Below are 17,020 nucleotides of genomic sequence, written 5' to 3' on the forward strand. Positions count from 1 at the left end.
ACATATATCCTTTTTGTTTACGCTATAAATATATGAAAATCAAACAATTAAAACAAATTATAAGCCTTAGATAATGCAAAAAAAAGAGACTGTCATTTTGAGACAGCCTCTTCCTAAATTAGTGTAATCTTCTATTTTTTAGAAGATTTATATTCTTCGTTTAATTGTTTGATTACTTCATTGGTGATTTCCAAAGAAGGATCAGCATATAAGACTGTCGGATTAGTTTTTGAATAGGTCAATACTAACTTATATCCATTTTCTGCCGCATGTTTTTTTAGGAATTCGGTTATTTTGTTATAAACATTGTTGAATTCTTCAGACTCGTCTTTTGCTATCGAGGAAGACGCTGTCTGGTCCAAGCGTGCAAGCTCATCTTGTTTTCGTGCTAATTTTTGTTCTGTAGCCTGTCGATCAGCAGCTGACATCGTCGCTGCATTTTTTTGGTATTCGGCAACTTCACGTTGAAATGCAGTACTTTTGGATTGTAGGTCTGTTTGTGCTTTCTTTACTTTATTTTCAAGCTTTGATTTAATATCCTTAAAATATTGGTATTTTTCTGAAAGAGAATCGGAGTTTAAATAGACAATTTTATCTTTACTACTTCCCTGATTTTCCTTGTTTACCGTATTGGAATCATTTTTTGCAGGCTCGCTTGCTGTTTTTGTACCTTGGTTACACGATGCAATCGATCCAGCCAACAAAAGGGCAAAGGATACTTTCGATACAATTGAAGATATAGTATTCATTTTTTTGTTTTTTTGCAATTATTACTGAAAACAAACCTACCACAAAAAAATCGAAATTCTAGTTTTTAGAATAAAAAAGTAAAATTATCCCATGTTCTGACAATTCCAGATATCGGCTCGATACTTGTTTGTGGGCTTGATAAATCGGGCAAAATTTCGTATTTTTGAATATTACATTTAAGAGGTTTTCAATGAGCGAAGAAAATAAAAATGCATCCACCTATTCCGCCGATAATATCCAGGTATTAGAGGGTTTAGAGGCGGTTCGTAAGCGTCCATCCATGTATATTGGTGATACCGGTGTAAAAGGACTACACCATTTGGTATACGAGGTAGTTGACAATTCAATCGATGAAGCTGTTGCAGGGTATTGTACAGACATTTTTGTAACTATCCATAAAGATAATTCGATTTCTGTTCGGGATAACGGTCGTGGTATTCCTACAGGAATCAACAAAAAGGAAAATAAATCGGCCTTGGAGCTTGTGATGACAGTATTACATGCTGGGGGTAAATTTGATAAAGATACATATAAGGTTTCTGGTGGTTTGCATGGTGTAGGTGTGTCCTGTGTGAATGCATTATCTACTCTTCTGAAGGCCGAGGTTCATCGTGACGGGAAGATTTATCAGCAGGAATATCAAATTGGTAAGCCTCTGTATGATGTGAAAGAAGTTGGTGTATCAGATAAGACTGGTACAATTGTAACATTTCATCCAGACCCTACTATTTTCACGCAGACTACAGTGTATAATTACGATACTTTGGCAAATCGTCTTCGTGAACTTGCATTTTTAAATAAAGGGGTGAGTTTGACGTTGAATGATGAACGCGAGACGAATGAGGACGGTTCTGAGAAAAAGGAAACATTCCATTCTGAAGGTGGGCTTAAGGAGTTTGTTAAGTTTTTGGATGGAAACCGTCAGGCGTTAATTCCTGACCCAATCTATGTGGAAGGTATCAAGCAAGGTATCCCTGTTGAACTAGCTTTACAATATAATGATACGTATTCTGAAAATGTGCATTCTTATGTGAATAACATTAATACCATTGAAGGTGGTTCACACGTTGCTGGTTTCCGTCGTGGTTTGACACGTACATTGAAGGCTTACGCGGACAAGTCAGGTTTGCTTAAGAATTTGAAAGTTGAAATTACGGGTGATGACTTCCGTGAAGGATTGACGGCTGTAATTTCAGTGAAAGTTGCAGAACCTCAATTTGAAGGACAGACAAAAACTAAACTAGGTAATTCCGAGGTAATGGGGGCTGTAGATGTCGCTGTTGGGGAGATCTTGGGTGTTTATCTGGAAGAGAACCCACGTGAGGCGAAAGCTATCGTTCAAAAGGTAGTCATAGCTGCTCAAGCGCGTGCTGCTGCGCGTAAAGCCCGTGATTTGGTACAACGTAAAACCGTAATGGGTGGCTCTGGACTTCCGGGTAAATTGGCCGACTGTCAAGACAACGATCCAACGAAATGTGAGATCTATTTTGTCGAGGGTGATTCTGCGGGTGGTACAGCTAAGTCTGGCCGTGATAGAAAACATCAGGCGATCATGCCGCTACGTGGTAAGATCCTTAACGTTGAGAAAGCAATGGAACATAAGATCTACGAAAATGAAGAGATCAAAAATATGTTTACGGCTTTGGGCGTGAGTGTAGGTACTGCCGAGGATGCTAAAGCATTGAATATCGAAAAATTACGTTACCACCGTATCATCATCATGACGGATGCCGATGTGGATGGGTCCCACATTACAACATTAATCTTGACATTCTATTTCAGATATATGAAAGAATTGATTGAAAGAGGATATGTGTATATTGCAACGCCGCCGCTATACCTGGTCAAAAAAGGAAAAGAGCACGAATATGCTTGGAATGAAGATCAACGTATCAATGCTATTCAGCGTTTGAAGGGAACTGGTAAAGAGGATAGTGTGCACGTACAGCGTTACAAAGGTCTTGGTGAGATGAATGCTGAACAGCTGTGGGATACGACCATGAATCCTGAAACGCGTACCTTGAGACAAGTAACTATTGAGAATGCAGCGGAATGTGACCGTATTTTCTCCATGTTAATGGGAGACGAAGTTGCTCCGCGTCGTGAATTTATTGAAAAAAATGCACGTTATGCTAAAATTGATATTTAATGTGAGTTTAGCCTAAAGGAATTGTATATAAATGAATAAAAAAAGCNNGCTTTTTTTATTCATTTATATTTCCTATTTTCATGCTAATGAGTCTTTTTTCTGCCGGGATAAAAGGTTCATCGCCTAACATCTAGCCAATATTAATTAAAACCTATTATGACATATTGTAGCAAAATTTTGCTCTTTATAGGTTGTTTTATTGGAACCTGTATGGCGCAGACAAATGAAAAAATCGATCTCCAAGATTTATTTGAAAGCTTATCGGAAGAGCTTCCCGAGGATGCTGATTTGAGCGAACTGAATGAAAAGTGGTATCATTATCTCAAACACCCCATCGACCTCAACAAAACTGATGGTAGTGAACTCGCTGAATTACAATTTCTAAATCCTTTATTAATTGAGCATCTATTAGCGCATAGGGCTATTTCAGGAAATTTTATCCATGTATTGGAATTACAGGCTATCGAAGGATTTAATGAACGAATAGTCTATCTATTGTTACCTTTTGTAAAAGTAGGCTCTGAATCACCATTAAACGTCCTTAAATTAAGAAAATTTAAGCAAGAAATTATGTTTCGGTATGCTCGGACACTCGAGAAAGCGAAGGGCTATCGTATCACTGATACAACGAGATCCAGGTATCTCGGCGATGCTAATCGCTATGCGCTAAGGTACAGAGCCCAATTGAACGATAGAATCCAACTCGCCATTAATATGGAAAAAGATGCCGGGGAACCCTTTTTTAGAGATGGGCAAAAAATGGGATTTGATTTCTATAGTATGAGTTTGTCCATAAAGAACTTTAGCCGGTTCAGGAATATCGTGATCGGCGACTATGCTTTGCGATTTGGCCAGGGGCTCAGTATGTGGAATGGTTTGAGTTTTGGAAAAGGAGGATTGGTACAGAATGCCGCAAGACAAGGGATTGGTGTAAAATCCTACACTTCGTTAAATGAGATTAATTTTATGCGTGGTATTGCGGGAACTTTACAGATTAAACATATCGAAATTACACCCTATTTTTCTTATCGATCGATTGACGGAAATGTTGACCGTACAACTTTTCCGGCAACGATTTCAACGATTGCAAGTACTGGTTTACATCGTACTCCAACCGAACAGAAATATCGTGGTGCCGCGTCTCAAATGGCCTATGGATTGAATTTATTGTGGCGCTATAAACGGCTCAAAGCAGGTATTCATTTTAACCAGACCCAGTTGGATGTCTTTAAAATCAAAGGAAAGGGAATACGACAACAAGCTGATTTTGAAGGTGACTTTCTGCGAAACATAAGTTTGTATACAAACTATACCATTCGAAATATCTATTTGTTCGGTGAATATGCCAACAGCATGGATGGTGGTTCGGCTTTATTAGCAGGGTCCATAATAAGTTTACATCCACGATTATCTTCGGTCCTCTTACTTCGCGACTACAAGAAGAATTTTCATACTTTTTATGGACAGGGGTTTGGTGAATCGGGGGATACGTCGAATGAGCAGGGAGTATATTTGGGATTAACGTACCAGCTTGGAAGAAAATTACTCTGGTCTAATTATGCTGATGTCTTCCGTTTTCCGGGAGCAAAGTATCAGGCTGATACACTATCTACAGGAGCTGATTTCTTCAGTCAGCTAAGTTACATGTGGTATAAAAAGGGGCAACTTTCCTTGCGTTATCGCAACCGATTAAAACAAGTTAACTACACCGGAGAGGGACAGACCGAACATGGGCTTGTGAATACAGTCAAGCAGCAATTAAGGGTAGAATTTCATTATCGTCTTAACTCACGATGGACTGTTCGTTCCCGCGCAGAAGCTAATATGTTCCAAAAAGAGTATCAGGAAAGCAGTTTCGGGTATATGCTTTTTCAGGATGTATTCTGGAAGTCGGCAGCCGGAAAGTTCCAGTCTAATATGCGGGTCGCATATTTTGACGCAGCGAGCTATGATAATAGAATCTATGCTTATGAGCAAGATGTACTGTACGCAGCCGGTTTCGGCATGTACAATACAAAGGGATGGAGAACTTATCTTAATCTAAACTATCGCTTAAGCCGCCATCTTCAGGTATGGGCCAAATATGCATTATACTATTATCCGGGGAGAGAGGTTATCGGAACAGGATTGGATCAGATCGATGGTAATAGGAAATCTGACGTTAGGTTACAATTGAGGTGGCAATTATGAAAGAGTTAAGTTTTCTCCAAAGACTAGAGCGCATTCCTATTCTTAAGATTGCCATCCTATATATTTTGACGCTTCTTTTGGCTCCTACACTGCCAATTTCTCGCCCGATATTTCAACATGTACTGCAAGCATTGATAGTAATGACGCTGCTAACCATGTGTTGCTATTTTTTTAGGGGTAAAATTCGTAAATACGGTTATACCTGCGGCTATTACCTATCTATTATATTATTTGGAATTTATCAATTTTGGCGCAATGACCCACAAGTTGTCATTAATCACTTCTCTCATCTAGAAACGGATAGTTATGTAGTCAAAATAATCGAGGAACCTAAGATAAAGCAGCATATTATCCGTTTTTCTGCAGAAGTGATTGGTGTTCATAGGCAAGGTAAGTTTGTCCCAAGTTCCGGCCGATTGATGATAACCCTAAAATTGAGTACGAAAAATTTCCTTCAGTTTGGTGACTTCTTATGGTTAAAAGGGGATTTGAAGAGAATAGCTCCGCCGCGTAATCCAATGGAGTTTGACTATAGGGAGTATTTGAGCAAGTACTTAATACATCATGAAGTTTTTGTGAAATCTGGCTACTATAGGGTGATCAGTCGGCAAGAAACAAGGGGCTTTTCAGTGTTTGGACTCGCTTTGCAAGCGCGGAGATTTTTTTTAGTTAAGCTCCGCAGCCATCTTAAAGGGGATGAAAATTTTGCGATTGCATCGGCGTTGTTATACGGTTTTCGAAGCGAGATCAGTAATGATAATATGGAGGCTTTCACCAATACAGGAACTGTGCATATCTTAAGTGTATCGGGGATGCATGTTGCCGTTCTATTTGGTTTTTTATCTCTTATTATCAGACAAATTGCATGGCCACTTTATCTGAAGTGGCTACCATTAATTTTATTATGGGGCACGATCTGGATATATGCATTTATAGCAGGGCTTGATGCGCCGATTACACGCGCAGCTATCATGATTAGTTTTGTCCTATGTGCACAATATTTTAAACGAAGCTTTTCAAGCTTGAATTCGCTTATTATTGCTGCTGTATTGATTCTATTGTTTGCGCCCCGGGCTATTAATGACGTTGGTTTCCAATTGTCTTTTTTAGCCGTTTTGGGTATGATAATATGTGCCCCGCTGGTGAATGCACTTCTGCCGGTCAAAAGTTCTATACTCCGATTTTTAAGAGATATATTAACGGTTTCTATTGCCGCACAGATTCTGACAACACCGCTGAGTCTTTATTATTTTGGACAGTTTCCTACTTATTTTCTGATTGCCAACTTACTTGTCGATATTCCTTCCACCCTAGTGATGTATGCTGGTTTTATTATGACCATTAACCCTGTCGACTGGCTTAATGAGATTTTGGGTTTTCTTCTAGAACATCTCATTGATTTTATACTATGCTGTCTGAAATTTATTGATCATTTACCTTTTTCGACTATAAAAATAGTCCCTATGGAACCCAGTATTCTATTTTTGGCCTATTTTTCAGTTTTCTCTTTTTTATATGCTTTTCAGTGGAAAGATAAGAGGTACGTATGGCTCGGGCTATATTGTGGAATTGGAATGTTGCTAATCAATGGGAAAAAATGGTTAGTAAGTAATGATTCAGAACGGTTTCGTATTTACAATACGAAGCATGAATTGACGATGGGGTATTTCAAAGCTGGTCGCGGAATTGTTTATAGCACTTTTGATTCCTTGCAGGCCAAAGGGTTACAATATGCTTGTGGAAGGGAAATTGCATTGTTATCGGCAGGTGAAGTTCAATTTGTGCCATTAAATGGACGGGATCGAAAGAACTATTTTGTGACGCTTCCTTTAGGCAGAGTCGCTATTTTGTCCCATTCGAAAGGAACGATGTCACCTGCTGATCTGGTCATTATCAGAAAAAACTTTTTATATGGTTTACCAGATGTATTGAAGCAAATCAGACCAAAACTTGTTGTACTGGATGGATCCAATTCCATGGAGAAGTGTCTGCTTATGCAACACATGTTGGATAGTTTGGGGATACAAAATTATCTCATGAAAGATAATTTTGCGTATGTTTGGAATAAGGAGAACTTATGACGCAAGATAGTATATCAATCTTAAGGCAATACTGGGGGTTTGACTCATTTAGACCCCTGCAGGAAGAAATTATTCAATCTGTCATTTCTGGTAAAGATACCTTGGCTTTATTGCCGACAGGTGGGGGGAAATCGATTTGTTTTCAAGTACCTGCATTGATGCTAGAAGGAATTTGTATCGTGGTTACACCGCTCATTGCGTTGATGAAAGACCAAGTTGAACATTTGAAAAGAAATGGAATTCAAGCGGTCGCAATTTATGCTGGTATGAAGAAGAGAGAGGTGGATATCACACTGGATAATTGCGTCTATGGGAAAATAAAATTTCTCTATCTCTCTCCCGAAAGGTTGTACAATGATATCGTAAGAGAACGTATACGATTTATGAATGTCAATCTATTTGCCATAGATGAAGCACATTGCATTTCTCAATGGGGATATGATTTTAGACCGCCTTATTTAGAATTAGCTAAATTACGCGAACTACATCCTAAAGTTCCATTTTTGGCTCTTACAGCCACCGCAACGGCCCGTGTGATAACCGATATTCAGGAGAAACTCGGTTTTTTGAAGGAAAATGTATTTGTCAAAAGCTTTCTTCGGGATAATCTGGCTTATATGGCTATTGAAGAGGAGGATAAGATGGGGCGTATGGTACGCATCATCCATAAATTGGGCGGATGCGGTATTGTTTATGTAAGAAACCGGCGCGAAACACAAGAAGTAGCGCGTGTTTTGGTCAATAATGGGATTTCTGCGGATTATTACCATGCAGGGCTTTCTGGGCAAGAGCGGGATCAGAAGCAGCATGGGTGGATGACAAATGTTGTTCGCGTTATTGTCGCTACAAATGCCTTTGGAATGGGGATCGATAAACCTGATGTGCGCTTTGTGATTCATCTGGATCTGCCAGATTCACTGGAGGCCTATTATCAAGAAGCCGGTAGGGCCGGTAGGGATGGAAAAAAAGCTTATCCTGTTATTCTTTATCAAAAAGCAGATGAGCAGAAACTACTGGATAATCTGCAGGCTAGTTTTCCAGATATTTCCTTTATTCAACAAACCTATCACTACCTTTGTAATCATTTTCAGATTCCTTATGGTTCTGGAGAAGGGGTGACAGTAGATTTTGATGTCGTTACATTTGCTAAAAAATATCAGCTACCCTTGGTACCAGTGATGAGTGCACTAAAATTTCTGGAGCGGGATACCTGGCTGGTCTTGTCGGAGGCTGTTACAATCCCTTCACGTTTTAAATTTGAGATTGACAGTGCTGAGTTATATAAATTTCAGGTTCAGTATGCAAAATATGATAAGCTCATCAAGGCTATTTTACGTAGCTATGGCGGCGTATTTGAGAACTTCATATTAATCAATGAATACGAATTTGCAGGTAAGTTAGGTATACCATACGGTCGTGTCGTGGAGCTATTGAAGTCGTTAGAAACGTTCGAAATAGCGACTTATTTGCCTTCTACAGATTCACCGCAATTGACATTCTTACAGAATCGGGTCGATTACAAACATTTGCATATCGACCATGTTTTTATTCGTGATCGCCATCAGGTGAAGGAAGAGGAAGTCAATGGCATGATTAATTATATTGAACAAAGCAATTGCCGCAGTCAGTCGCTGCTATTATATTTTGGTGAGAAAAATGCGGGGTTCTGTGAAGTGTGTGATTTGTGCCTGATCCGTAATCACCGAGAAAAGCAGCGGACAAATATAAAGGCCGAAATAAAAAGCAGTTTACTCGCTGGAGCGAAAAATATCCATGATTTGGTAGGTAGTTTAACAATAGGTACGGAGAAGAAAAGAATAGAGATCATTCGTGATCTGCTGGATGCCGAAAAAATCCGCCTAGAGGATAATCTCTATTCTTGGAATACTTTATTTTAACTTATTTTTCGATTGGAAGATTGAGTTCTTCGCGCCCCCATTGAGACCAAGATCCGTCGTATACCCGAATTTGTCCGTGGCCTACAAGATGGCAAGCAAATGCTAATATAGAGGCTGTGATACCCGATCCACAGGAGAAGATATACTCATCTCCGGTCTTATTAGAGTGATTAAATTGTCGTTTCAATTCATCAATTGGTTTATAAACGATACCATCAAGTAATTCTTCAAAAGGTAGATTTTTGGAATGGGGGATATGTCCACTATGTAGGCCTTTACGAGGTTCAGCTACCAAACCACTAAATCGCCCCTTACTTCTAGCGTCGAAAATATTGACTTTAGTATCGCGATAATGAGTCAATATATACTCTTTATCAGCATACAGGTTTTCTTGAAATTGCGCCTTAAAATTACCGGGTTTTACAGCGGTTTTATACTCTTCTACGAGGGGAAACTTGTTGTTTTTCCAAGCGGGAACACCGCCATTTAAAATAAAGACCTGTTTAAAACCCATAACCTTAAGCATCCACCACGCTCTTGGACTCGAATAAATACCCCATCTATCATACAACACAAGTATACTATCCTGATTAATTCCCAACCTTCGCATTTCGCGCTCGAATACTTCGGGCGAAACGAGGGTATGTGGTAATTTCGAATTAGGATCCGATAATTTTCCTTCGATGTCAAAAAATTGCGAATGGGGAAGTATCTCAAGTTTCGCCTCTTTAATCGATTGACCTACTTTATCGATTGTACAATCCAGGAGGATGATGTTTGCATTTTGTCCTAATGATTCCTGAAGTTGTATAGGGCTAATTAAGGATGATTGGAATGACATAAAATACTGTTTATTGAATACAAAAGTACAAAGCATCCGTATAAAAACAAAGCGGCTGTTCTTTTTGGAACAGCCGCTTTTTATGGATGTAGATTGCTAATTACTTAGCGTTCTTATCATTTTCCATTTGCTCTTTCAATTGAGCTAACACGTCTAAATCGCCTAAAGTAGATTTTTCAACAGAATCTTTTACTTTTTTAACAGCTGAAGACTCAGCTTTAGCGTCTTTTTTACGGTTGCTAGACTCTTCTTTGCGAGCTTCTTCTTTCTCTTCTTCCCAGATACGAGAGTGAGAGATTACTAAACGTTTGTTCTCTTTGTTGAACTCGATAATTTTGAATGAAGTAACTTCATCAACTTTCAATGAAGAACCGTCTTCTTTCACAGAGTGTTTAGAAGGACAGAAACCTTCAACACCATATTGTAAAGCTACGATATCACCTTTATCACCAACTTTGATCACAGTACCTTCGTGGATAGAGCCTTCAGTAAAGATCGTTTCGAAAGTATCCCAAGGATTTTCTTCCAATTGTTTGTGACCTAAAGACAATTTACGGTTTTCTTCATCTAATTCTAAAACAACTACGTCTAGTGTTTCACCAACTTTAGTGAATTCGTTAGGGTGGTTGATTTTTTTAGACCAAGACAAATCAGAGATGTGGATCAAACCGTCGATACCTTCTTCCAATTCAACAAATACACCGAAGTTAGTCATGTTTTTAACGACAGCTGTTTGTTTAGAACCTACAGGGTAACGGTCAGTAATATTTTTCCAAGGATCAGGAGTCAATTGTTTGATACCTAAGCTCATTTTACGCTCATCGCGGTCAAGCGTCAAGATTTGTGCTTCGATCTCGTCACCAACTTTTAAGAACTCCTGTGGAGAACGTAAGTTTTGTGACCAAGACATTTCAGAAACGTGAATCAAACCTTCAACACCAGGGATAATTTCTAAGAAAGCTCCGTAATCAGCAACTGTTACGATTTTACCTTTAACTTTAGATCCAACTTCTAATGCAGTATCTAAAGATTCCCAAGGATGCTCAGATAATTGTTTCAAGCCTAAAGCGATACGTTTTTTCTCATCATCAAAATCCAATACAACAACGTTGATTGTTTGATCTAGTGATAAAACTTCTTTTGGATGCTCGATACGACCCCAAGAGATATCTGTGATATGCAACAAACCGTCAACACCACCTAAGTCGATGAACACACCGAAGTCAGTGATATTTTTAACAGTTCCTTCTAATACTTGACCTTTTTCTAATTTAGCTACGATCTCAGATTTTTGGTTTTCTAAGTCGTTTTCAATTAACACTTTGTGCGATACAACAACGTTTTTGAATTCGTGGTTGATTTTTACAACTTTGAATTCCATTGTTTTACCTACGTATACATCGTAGTCACGGATAGGTTTGATATCGATTTGAGATCCAGGTAAGAATGCTTCAACACCTTTGATGTCAACGATAAGACCACCTTTAGTACGGCTCTTAACGAAACCAGTAATGATTGCATCATTTTCTAATGCTTCATTGATAGCTTCCCAAGATTTTTGAGTTTTAGCACGTTTGCGAGAAAGTACTAATTGACCGTTAGCATCTTCTTGAGATTCAACGAATACGTCAACTTTATCACCAACTTTTAATTCTGGTAAGTCACGGAATTCTGATAAAGAAACTAAACCGTCAGATTTGAAACCAACATTTAAGACGACGTCTTTATTGTTGATAGAAACTACAGTACCTTCGATAATTTCACCTTGGTTAACTTGATTGAAAGTATCTGCGTATTGTGCTTCAAGTTTAGCGCGTTCAGCTTCGCTATAATTTCCGAAACCTTTATCATTTGCATCCCAGTCAAATTCACCTTCTGGTGTGATCCACGTGTTTGATTTGATTTCGTCGATTAAGTTTGAATCAGCTTCTGATTCAATTTGTTCAGTGTCTTTCACTACTTTAGTGTCAGCACCTTGTAGCTCTGCGTTTTTCGCTGCTAATTCTTTTTCTGCTTCTTGTTTTTTTGCCATTAATTAATTTTCTCCTTTTTCCTACTTTGTAGGAGTTGCAAAGGTACAAAAAAACTTTAAATGCAAAATTTTATTTTTCTTATTTTATTGAAAGACTTTCAGTTATAGGGATGTTTTTATAGGTCAAGCTGTCAAGGGTGTTAATTGAAGGTTGACTTTGTTATTTCTCGACTTTATTTGCTGAAATTATTTTCTTGGAAAGCATAAATTAACGTGCTTAAATGACTTAATCTTCTCTCTTAAACGAATTAAAAATACGTGGTTTGGCAATAACAATGGTTTGTTTGGACAGTGCAATGGCAGCATTGAGTTCATAACCCAATAATAAAATAAGCGTATTTAAATAAATCCAGAGCATAATGACAATTAACGTTCCGATGGAACCATACAATTTGTTGTATGCGCCGAAGTGATTGATATAAAAAGTAAATATTGAAAAAGTCAATATCGCTAGTATAGTGGCCATCGATGCTCCTGCACTAAAGAGTTTCCATTTATTGGAGGTTGAAGGGCCAAATTTGTAGATACAGCTCACCGTAAAAAAATAGATCGCGAATATAATCAACCATCGGGCTATCTTAAGCAATATCGCCCAGAAGCTTGATTTGATACCCGTCGTTTCTTTAAGATAGTCTATCGTAATGCCAGCAATCGTAAAGATCGTCATTCCAACAGTCAAGGCAAAGATAATTAAGAAAGCCAAAGCTAAGGCAAGCAATCGTTTTTTGATCCAAGGCCTTTTTTCCGTCATTAATGATGCTTTATTGAATGCATTCATCAGGGAGGCCATGCCGTTGGTTGCAAAATAGGCTGCAAACACAAAACCGAAGGATAGCAATCCGCCATTTTGATTTTTGATAATATCTTCCAAAGTTGTTTCAACAACGAGAAAAGCATTTTTAGGAATAACTACCGCAAGAAAATCCAACAATTGCTCTTGAAAATTATTTATTGGAATGTATGGGATTAATGTAAATAAAAATATGATGCCCGGAAAAATAGCTAATAGAAAGCTGTAGGAAAGGGAGGAAGCTTTGCTAATAATGGAGTCTCTGGAAATTTCCTGAAAGAAAAATACAGCTACGGTGTAAAGAGGGAGCGAGCCAAAGCCAGGTAGTACGACCCGTTTACTCCATTCGATCAATTTAAAATAAGGTTCAAAGTTTAATAGCCATTGGTGGATTTTCCCCATTTCAATTAAAATATTTACTCATCTTATCCAAGAAAACCTGCGGAGGCATACAAGGTCTATTTTTCTCCATATTGACAAAGACCAATGTCGTTTCTCCTTGGTTGAGTAGCTCTCCATTCTCATTGAAAAGCTCATACTCGAAAACAATACGAACAGCAGGTTTCTTTCGGATGGTCACACGGATTGTAATCAGGTCATCATATTTGCCTGGTTTTAGATATTTGGTCTTCATCTCTGTGACAGGGAGCATGACACCCATTTCTTCCAGTTCTCGGTACGAGATCCCTGTGCTCCGAAGCATTTCAGTTCGCGCTATTTCATAAAATGCAGCGTAATTGCCATAATAGACATAGCCCATTTGGTCTGTTTCTGCATAGCGAACGCGAATCTGATGGTCAAATACAAACATTATTTTTTAATATTTCTGGCGTCCAAAGCCTGTTGAAATTTGCGTGCGTTGATCAAATGCTCTGCTTCTGTTTTTGCGAAATTATGGTAACCTGAGAAATCATCTTTCGCACACATATAGATGTAATCGTGCTGCTTGAAGTTCAACACTGCATCAATAGCAGCGATGCTTGGAATAGAAATCGGGCCTGGAGGCAATCCTCTATAAATATACGTATTGTAGGGATTGTCTGTTCTGAGGTGCTTATTCAATACCCTTCTGATTGTAAAATCATTATTAGCAAAGATCACTGTTGGGTCTGCCTGTAACAACATCCCCTTTTTGAGGCGGTTTAAATAAAGTCCAGCAATCATGGGCATTTCATCTTGATGTAGCGCTTCCCCTTTGACAATGGAAGCTAACGTACTGACTTGCTGTGGTGTCAAATTAAGCGCTTTTGCTTTCGCCGTGCGATCCGTATTCCAGAATTTTTTCCATTCATCATCAAAACGAGCGATTACCTTTTCGGGACTGGTGTTCCAGTAAATTTCGTACGTGTTAGGAATAAACATCGTGATCAGATTTTCCTTTGTAAATCCATACTTCTGCGCCGTAGCTTCATCATTCAGCACAGCGATAAATTGTGCTGAATCAGCTTCGAAACTTTTTCCAAGAAGCGCCGCCATATTTTCTTTTAATCGGACATTGGCGAATCGGAATTTTACGGGTTCTTGGTAGCCACCCATTAAATTGCCAATTAAACGTCTATTGTTCATTCCAGGTGTCAGCAGGTAACGTCCTGGTTTTACACTCTGTTCATATTTTTTATATTGTGCTGCACGCTGAAATGAAGCGATATCGTCCAATAGATTTGAATCACTGATTGATTTCAGTACATCTTCATACCTTTCACCCTCGTGTATAAACAGGTACTTTTTATCTCCCGATACATTCGAAGCATAAAACGTGCTATAAAATTTCCAAGCAAAATAACCTCCAACAACAAGAACGATCAGAGCAATGATTTTTAACCAACTTGGTATTCCTTTTTTATTTTCCATTCTAAAATTTTTTAATCATTTGTTATTCGCTATTCATGGCATTCATGCAGCCTTTAGCGGTCAATGTTCGAAAAATCTCGCGTATGAAAGCGCAGTTTTTTCATATGTTTTATAGTTTTGAAACTTTAAAGCTTTAGCATCTTTTAACGGTGATTCAATGCAGTTTCATTTTACGCTGATCGCTTTAGAAGCCAAGGCTATTTCCTTTATTTTCCTTATCTTTTTTCTGCCCCGCGGAGTTATTTGCCGGCTTAGTTGCTGGTGTATTTGCGGTCGTACTTTTCGATGGAGCAGCAGGCTTCGATTGTGCACTAGGCTTAGCGATCGGCGGATTAGCTTGTGTTTGGTTTGCTTGTGGTTTAGGTGTTGTCGTACCACCTGTTGGAGCATCTGTAATAGGTGCTGGCGCTGTAACTGAAAGTGTTACGTCAATTTTAGCGCCTAAGCTGGTTAGGCCTTTTTCGATTCCTGGCGATTGTACACTGATTACTGCGGTAGCGGTATCCGTTACATTTGGATCATAGGTCACAGTGCCCAGACCTAATCCAGCTCCAGATAAGGCAAACTTCGCCTCGTTTAAAGGAAGTCCAATTAAGTTAGGTATCTCTACTTCATTTGCTCCCAGTCCATTTCCTAAAACGAGATCTATACGCGAACCTTTAGGTATCATACGTCCGTTACGGATGGATTGTCCTGCAAATTGAGCATCCAAAACGATATCTCTTGCGATGTCCGCTACATACGATGTGTCTCCTATTCTAAGGTTATGGTTTTTCAAGATGGCGGTGGCTTCGATCAATGTTTTATCTTTTATATTCGGAAAAGCAACTTCAGGTGCCACCTGTGTGATAATGGTCAAATAAATAGTCCGACCGGATTTTACATGGAATCCTTGTTCAGGATCTTGTTCGATGACCATACCAGGCTTAGCGTCCATCTGATAGACGGAATCAATTTGATATTCGAGCCCAGCATTTTCCAGCGCCTGAATAGCCGCACTGATATGAAGTCCTTTGACTTTAGGAACCGCAATAGATTCATCATGTTTGGTATATACTTTCAGACCAATATAAACGAAAAGGAATAGGCATACTATCGCAATGAAAGCGGCAATAAGATTTTTCCTAAACGTGGGGGTCTGAAGATATTGTACTACTTTGGACATTTCTTTGTTAATAAAAATTAATTCTGCATAGAACCGCAATATTAAAGCCAAGTTTGCAGAAAGATTAAATAAAATTATTCGTCACAAAATTATTCGTTTTTCCGTGTATAGCAAATTATATTTGCTATTCGAATCGCTAAAATTTATGAAAGCAAAAATAGCATTAATAACTGGAGGTTATACAGGAGAAGCTGAAGTTTCTTTTAAAAGTTCAGCCTTCGTCAATTCGCAACTTGATCACAACAAATACGATGTGTATCTGATTACGGTGACCAAAGAAGCATGGTACTATGAAGATGTAGATGGCCAGCGTCATCCCATTTCTAAAGCAGATTTCACGCTTCCATTGCATGGGGATGTTTTGGTTTTTGACTTGGCATTTATTATGGTACACGGTGTGCCTGGAGAAGATGGGAGACTTCAAAGTTATTTTGATTTATTAGATATTCCTTATACATCATGTGACGCGCTAACTTCTGCCTTGACGATGAATAAAGGGTATACAAAGGCGATTTTATCGGATATTCCAGAGCTGCATTTGGCGAAATCGGTCCTATTATTTGAATCGCAGCGACCGGAAGCGGTCCAACTGGTCGAAAGCAATCTCTCGCTGCCTTATTTTGTGAAACCTAATGCAGGCGGGAGCAGTATCGGTATGACCAAGGTGAAAGAATCTGCACAGCTGAAAGCAGCGATCGATACAGCTTTTGATGCAGAGAATACAGGTAAACAGGTCATTGTCGAAGAATTTGTAACCGGACGCGAGTTTTCGGAAGGAATTTTTCGCAATTCAAAAGGTGAGCTGGTTGTTTTACCTGCTACGGAGGTACGGACTACGCGCGAATTTTTTGATTATGAAGCGAAATACATACCTGGACTGACCGAAGAGATTACACCGGCAGAGCTGACTATCGAACAGCAGGAACGGGTTGCACGTATCTTGAAAGAGGTCTATGTCAGATTGAATTGCAAAGGTATGGTGCGCATTGATTTCTTTTTGGAAAACGAGACCGATAAATTCTATTTTATCGAAATCAATACTATTCCGGGGCAGACGGCGCAAAGTTTCATACCGCAGCAAGTACGCGCTTTTGGAATGAAAGAAGGCGATTTCTACGGCGAATTGATCGAAACAGCCTTGCAGTCGAAATAATATTGTCCTTATATAGGGGATGGGATATGAATCGAAGGTTAGTACGATTGCTAAAGTTAACAATATGCGACGTGGTAACTAAAGATAACAAAAGACGAGGCTGTCTCAAATTTATTGAGG

General features: G+C 38.9%; 12 protein-coding genes. 5 read left to right on the forward strand and 7 right to left on the reverse strand.

From position 1 onward, the window contains the following. Positions 1–131: 131 nt before the first annotated feature. Positions 132–749, reverse strand: a complete 618-nt coding sequence (locus B3139_RS19330) for an OmpH family outer membrane protein (RefSeq protein ID WP_209576628.1) — start codon at positions 747–749, stop codon at positions 132–134. A 191-nt stretch (positions 750–940) separates the two neighbouring features. On the opposite strand from B3139_RS19330, the gene gyrB reads away from it, so the two are divergent. The 4 genes from gyrB to B3139_RS19350 all read left to right on the forward strand — a co-directional run bounded on the left by gyrB (position 941) and on the right by B3139_RS19350 (position 9,068). Beyond that, the gene (gyrB, locus tag B3139_RS19335) at positions 941–2,899 is read left to right on the forward strand and encodes a DNA topoisomerase (ATP-hydrolyzing) subunit B (protein ID WP_209576626.1); all 1,959 of its coding nucleotides are present in this window, start codon (positions 941–943) and stop codon (positions 2,897–2,899) included. Positions 2,900–3,109: 210 nt separating this feature from the next. Beyond that, on the forward strand, positions 3,110–5,089 hold the full coding sequence (locus B3139_RS19340) for a helix-hairpin-helix domain-containing protein (protein WP_293885127.1): 1,980 nt from the start codon (positions 3,110–3,112) through the stop codon (positions 5,087–5,089). Further along, positions 5,086–7,170, forward strand: coding sequence for a ComEC/Rec2 family competence protein (locus tag B3139_RS19345; RefSeq protein ID WP_293885128.1), 2,085 nt, complete (start codon positions 5,086–5,088; stop codon positions 7,168–7,170). Before B3139_RS19340 ends, B3139_RS19345 begins: the two co-directional genes overlap by 4 nt. Continuing rightward, on the forward strand, positions 7,167–9,068 hold the full coding sequence (locus B3139_RS19350) for a RecQ family ATP-dependent DNA helicase (RefSeq protein ID WP_293885129.1): 1,902 nt from the start codon (positions 7,167–7,169) through the stop codon (positions 9,066–9,068). The genes B3139_RS19345 and B3139_RS19350 overlap by 4 nt, the downstream gene beginning before the upstream one ends. A gap of 1 nt (position 9,069) precedes the next feature. Here the strand turns inward: B3139_RS19350 and B3139_RS19355 are convergent, their stop codons facing one another. The 6 genes from B3139_RS19355 to B3139_RS19380 form a co-directional block, all read right to left on the reverse strand. Beyond that, entirely contained in the window at positions 9,070–9,909 is an 840-nt protein-coding gene (locus B3139_RS19355; RefSeq protein WP_293885130.1) for a sulfurtransferase, read from the reverse strand. Positions 9,910–10,009: 100 nt separating this feature from the next. Continuing rightward, positions 10,010–11,941, reverse strand: a complete 1,932-nt coding sequence (gene rpsA, locus B3139_RS19360) for a 30S ribosomal protein S1 (RefSeq protein ID WP_293885131.1) — start codon at positions 11,939–11,941, stop codon at positions 10,010–10,012. Between the two features lie 226 nt (positions 11,942–12,167). Further along, positions 12,168–13,133, reverse strand: coding sequence for a YihY/virulence factor BrkB family protein (locus B3139_RS19365; protein ID WP_293885132.1), 966 nt, complete (start codon positions 13,131–13,133; stop codon positions 12,168–12,170). A gap of 1 nt (position 13,134) precedes the next feature. Then, positions 13,135–13,542 carry an acyl-CoA thioesterase gene (locus B3139_RS19370; protein WP_209576611.1) on the reverse strand — a complete coding sequence of 136 codons (408 nt, stop codon included), beginning with the start codon at positions 13,540–13,542 and terminating at the stop codon, positions 13,135–13,137. Continuing rightward, complete coding sequence (mltG, locus tag B3139_RS19375; RefSeq protein WP_293885133.1) at positions 13,542–14,582, reverse strand: endolytic transglycosylase MltG; 1,041 nt, start codon at positions 14,580–14,582, stop codon at positions 13,542–13,544. Before mltG ends, B3139_RS19370 begins: the two co-directional genes overlap by 1 nt. A 184-nt stretch (positions 14,583–14,766) precedes the next feature. Continuing rightward, entirely contained in the window at positions 14,767–15,747 is a 981-nt protein-coding gene (locus B3139_RS19380) for a PASTA domain-containing protein (RefSeq protein ID WP_293885134.1), read from the reverse strand. A 145-nt stretch (positions 15,748–15,892) separates the two neighbouring features. Here B3139_RS19380 and B3139_RS19385 point away from each other — a divergent pair, with 145 nt between their 5' ends. Continuing rightward, on the forward strand, positions 15,893–16,900 hold the full coding sequence (locus B3139_RS19385; protein ID WP_293885135.1) for a D-alanine--D-alanine ligase family protein: 1,008 nt from the start codon (positions 15,893–15,895) through the stop codon (positions 16,898–16,900). Positions 16,901–17,020 lie beyond the last annotated feature (120 nt).

The sequence above is a fragment of the Sphingobacterium sp. UBA1498 genome (assembly GCF_002325125.1).
Classification (GTDB): domain Bacteria; phylum Bacteroidota; class Bacteroidia; order Sphingobacteriales; family Sphingobacteriaceae; genus Sphingobacterium.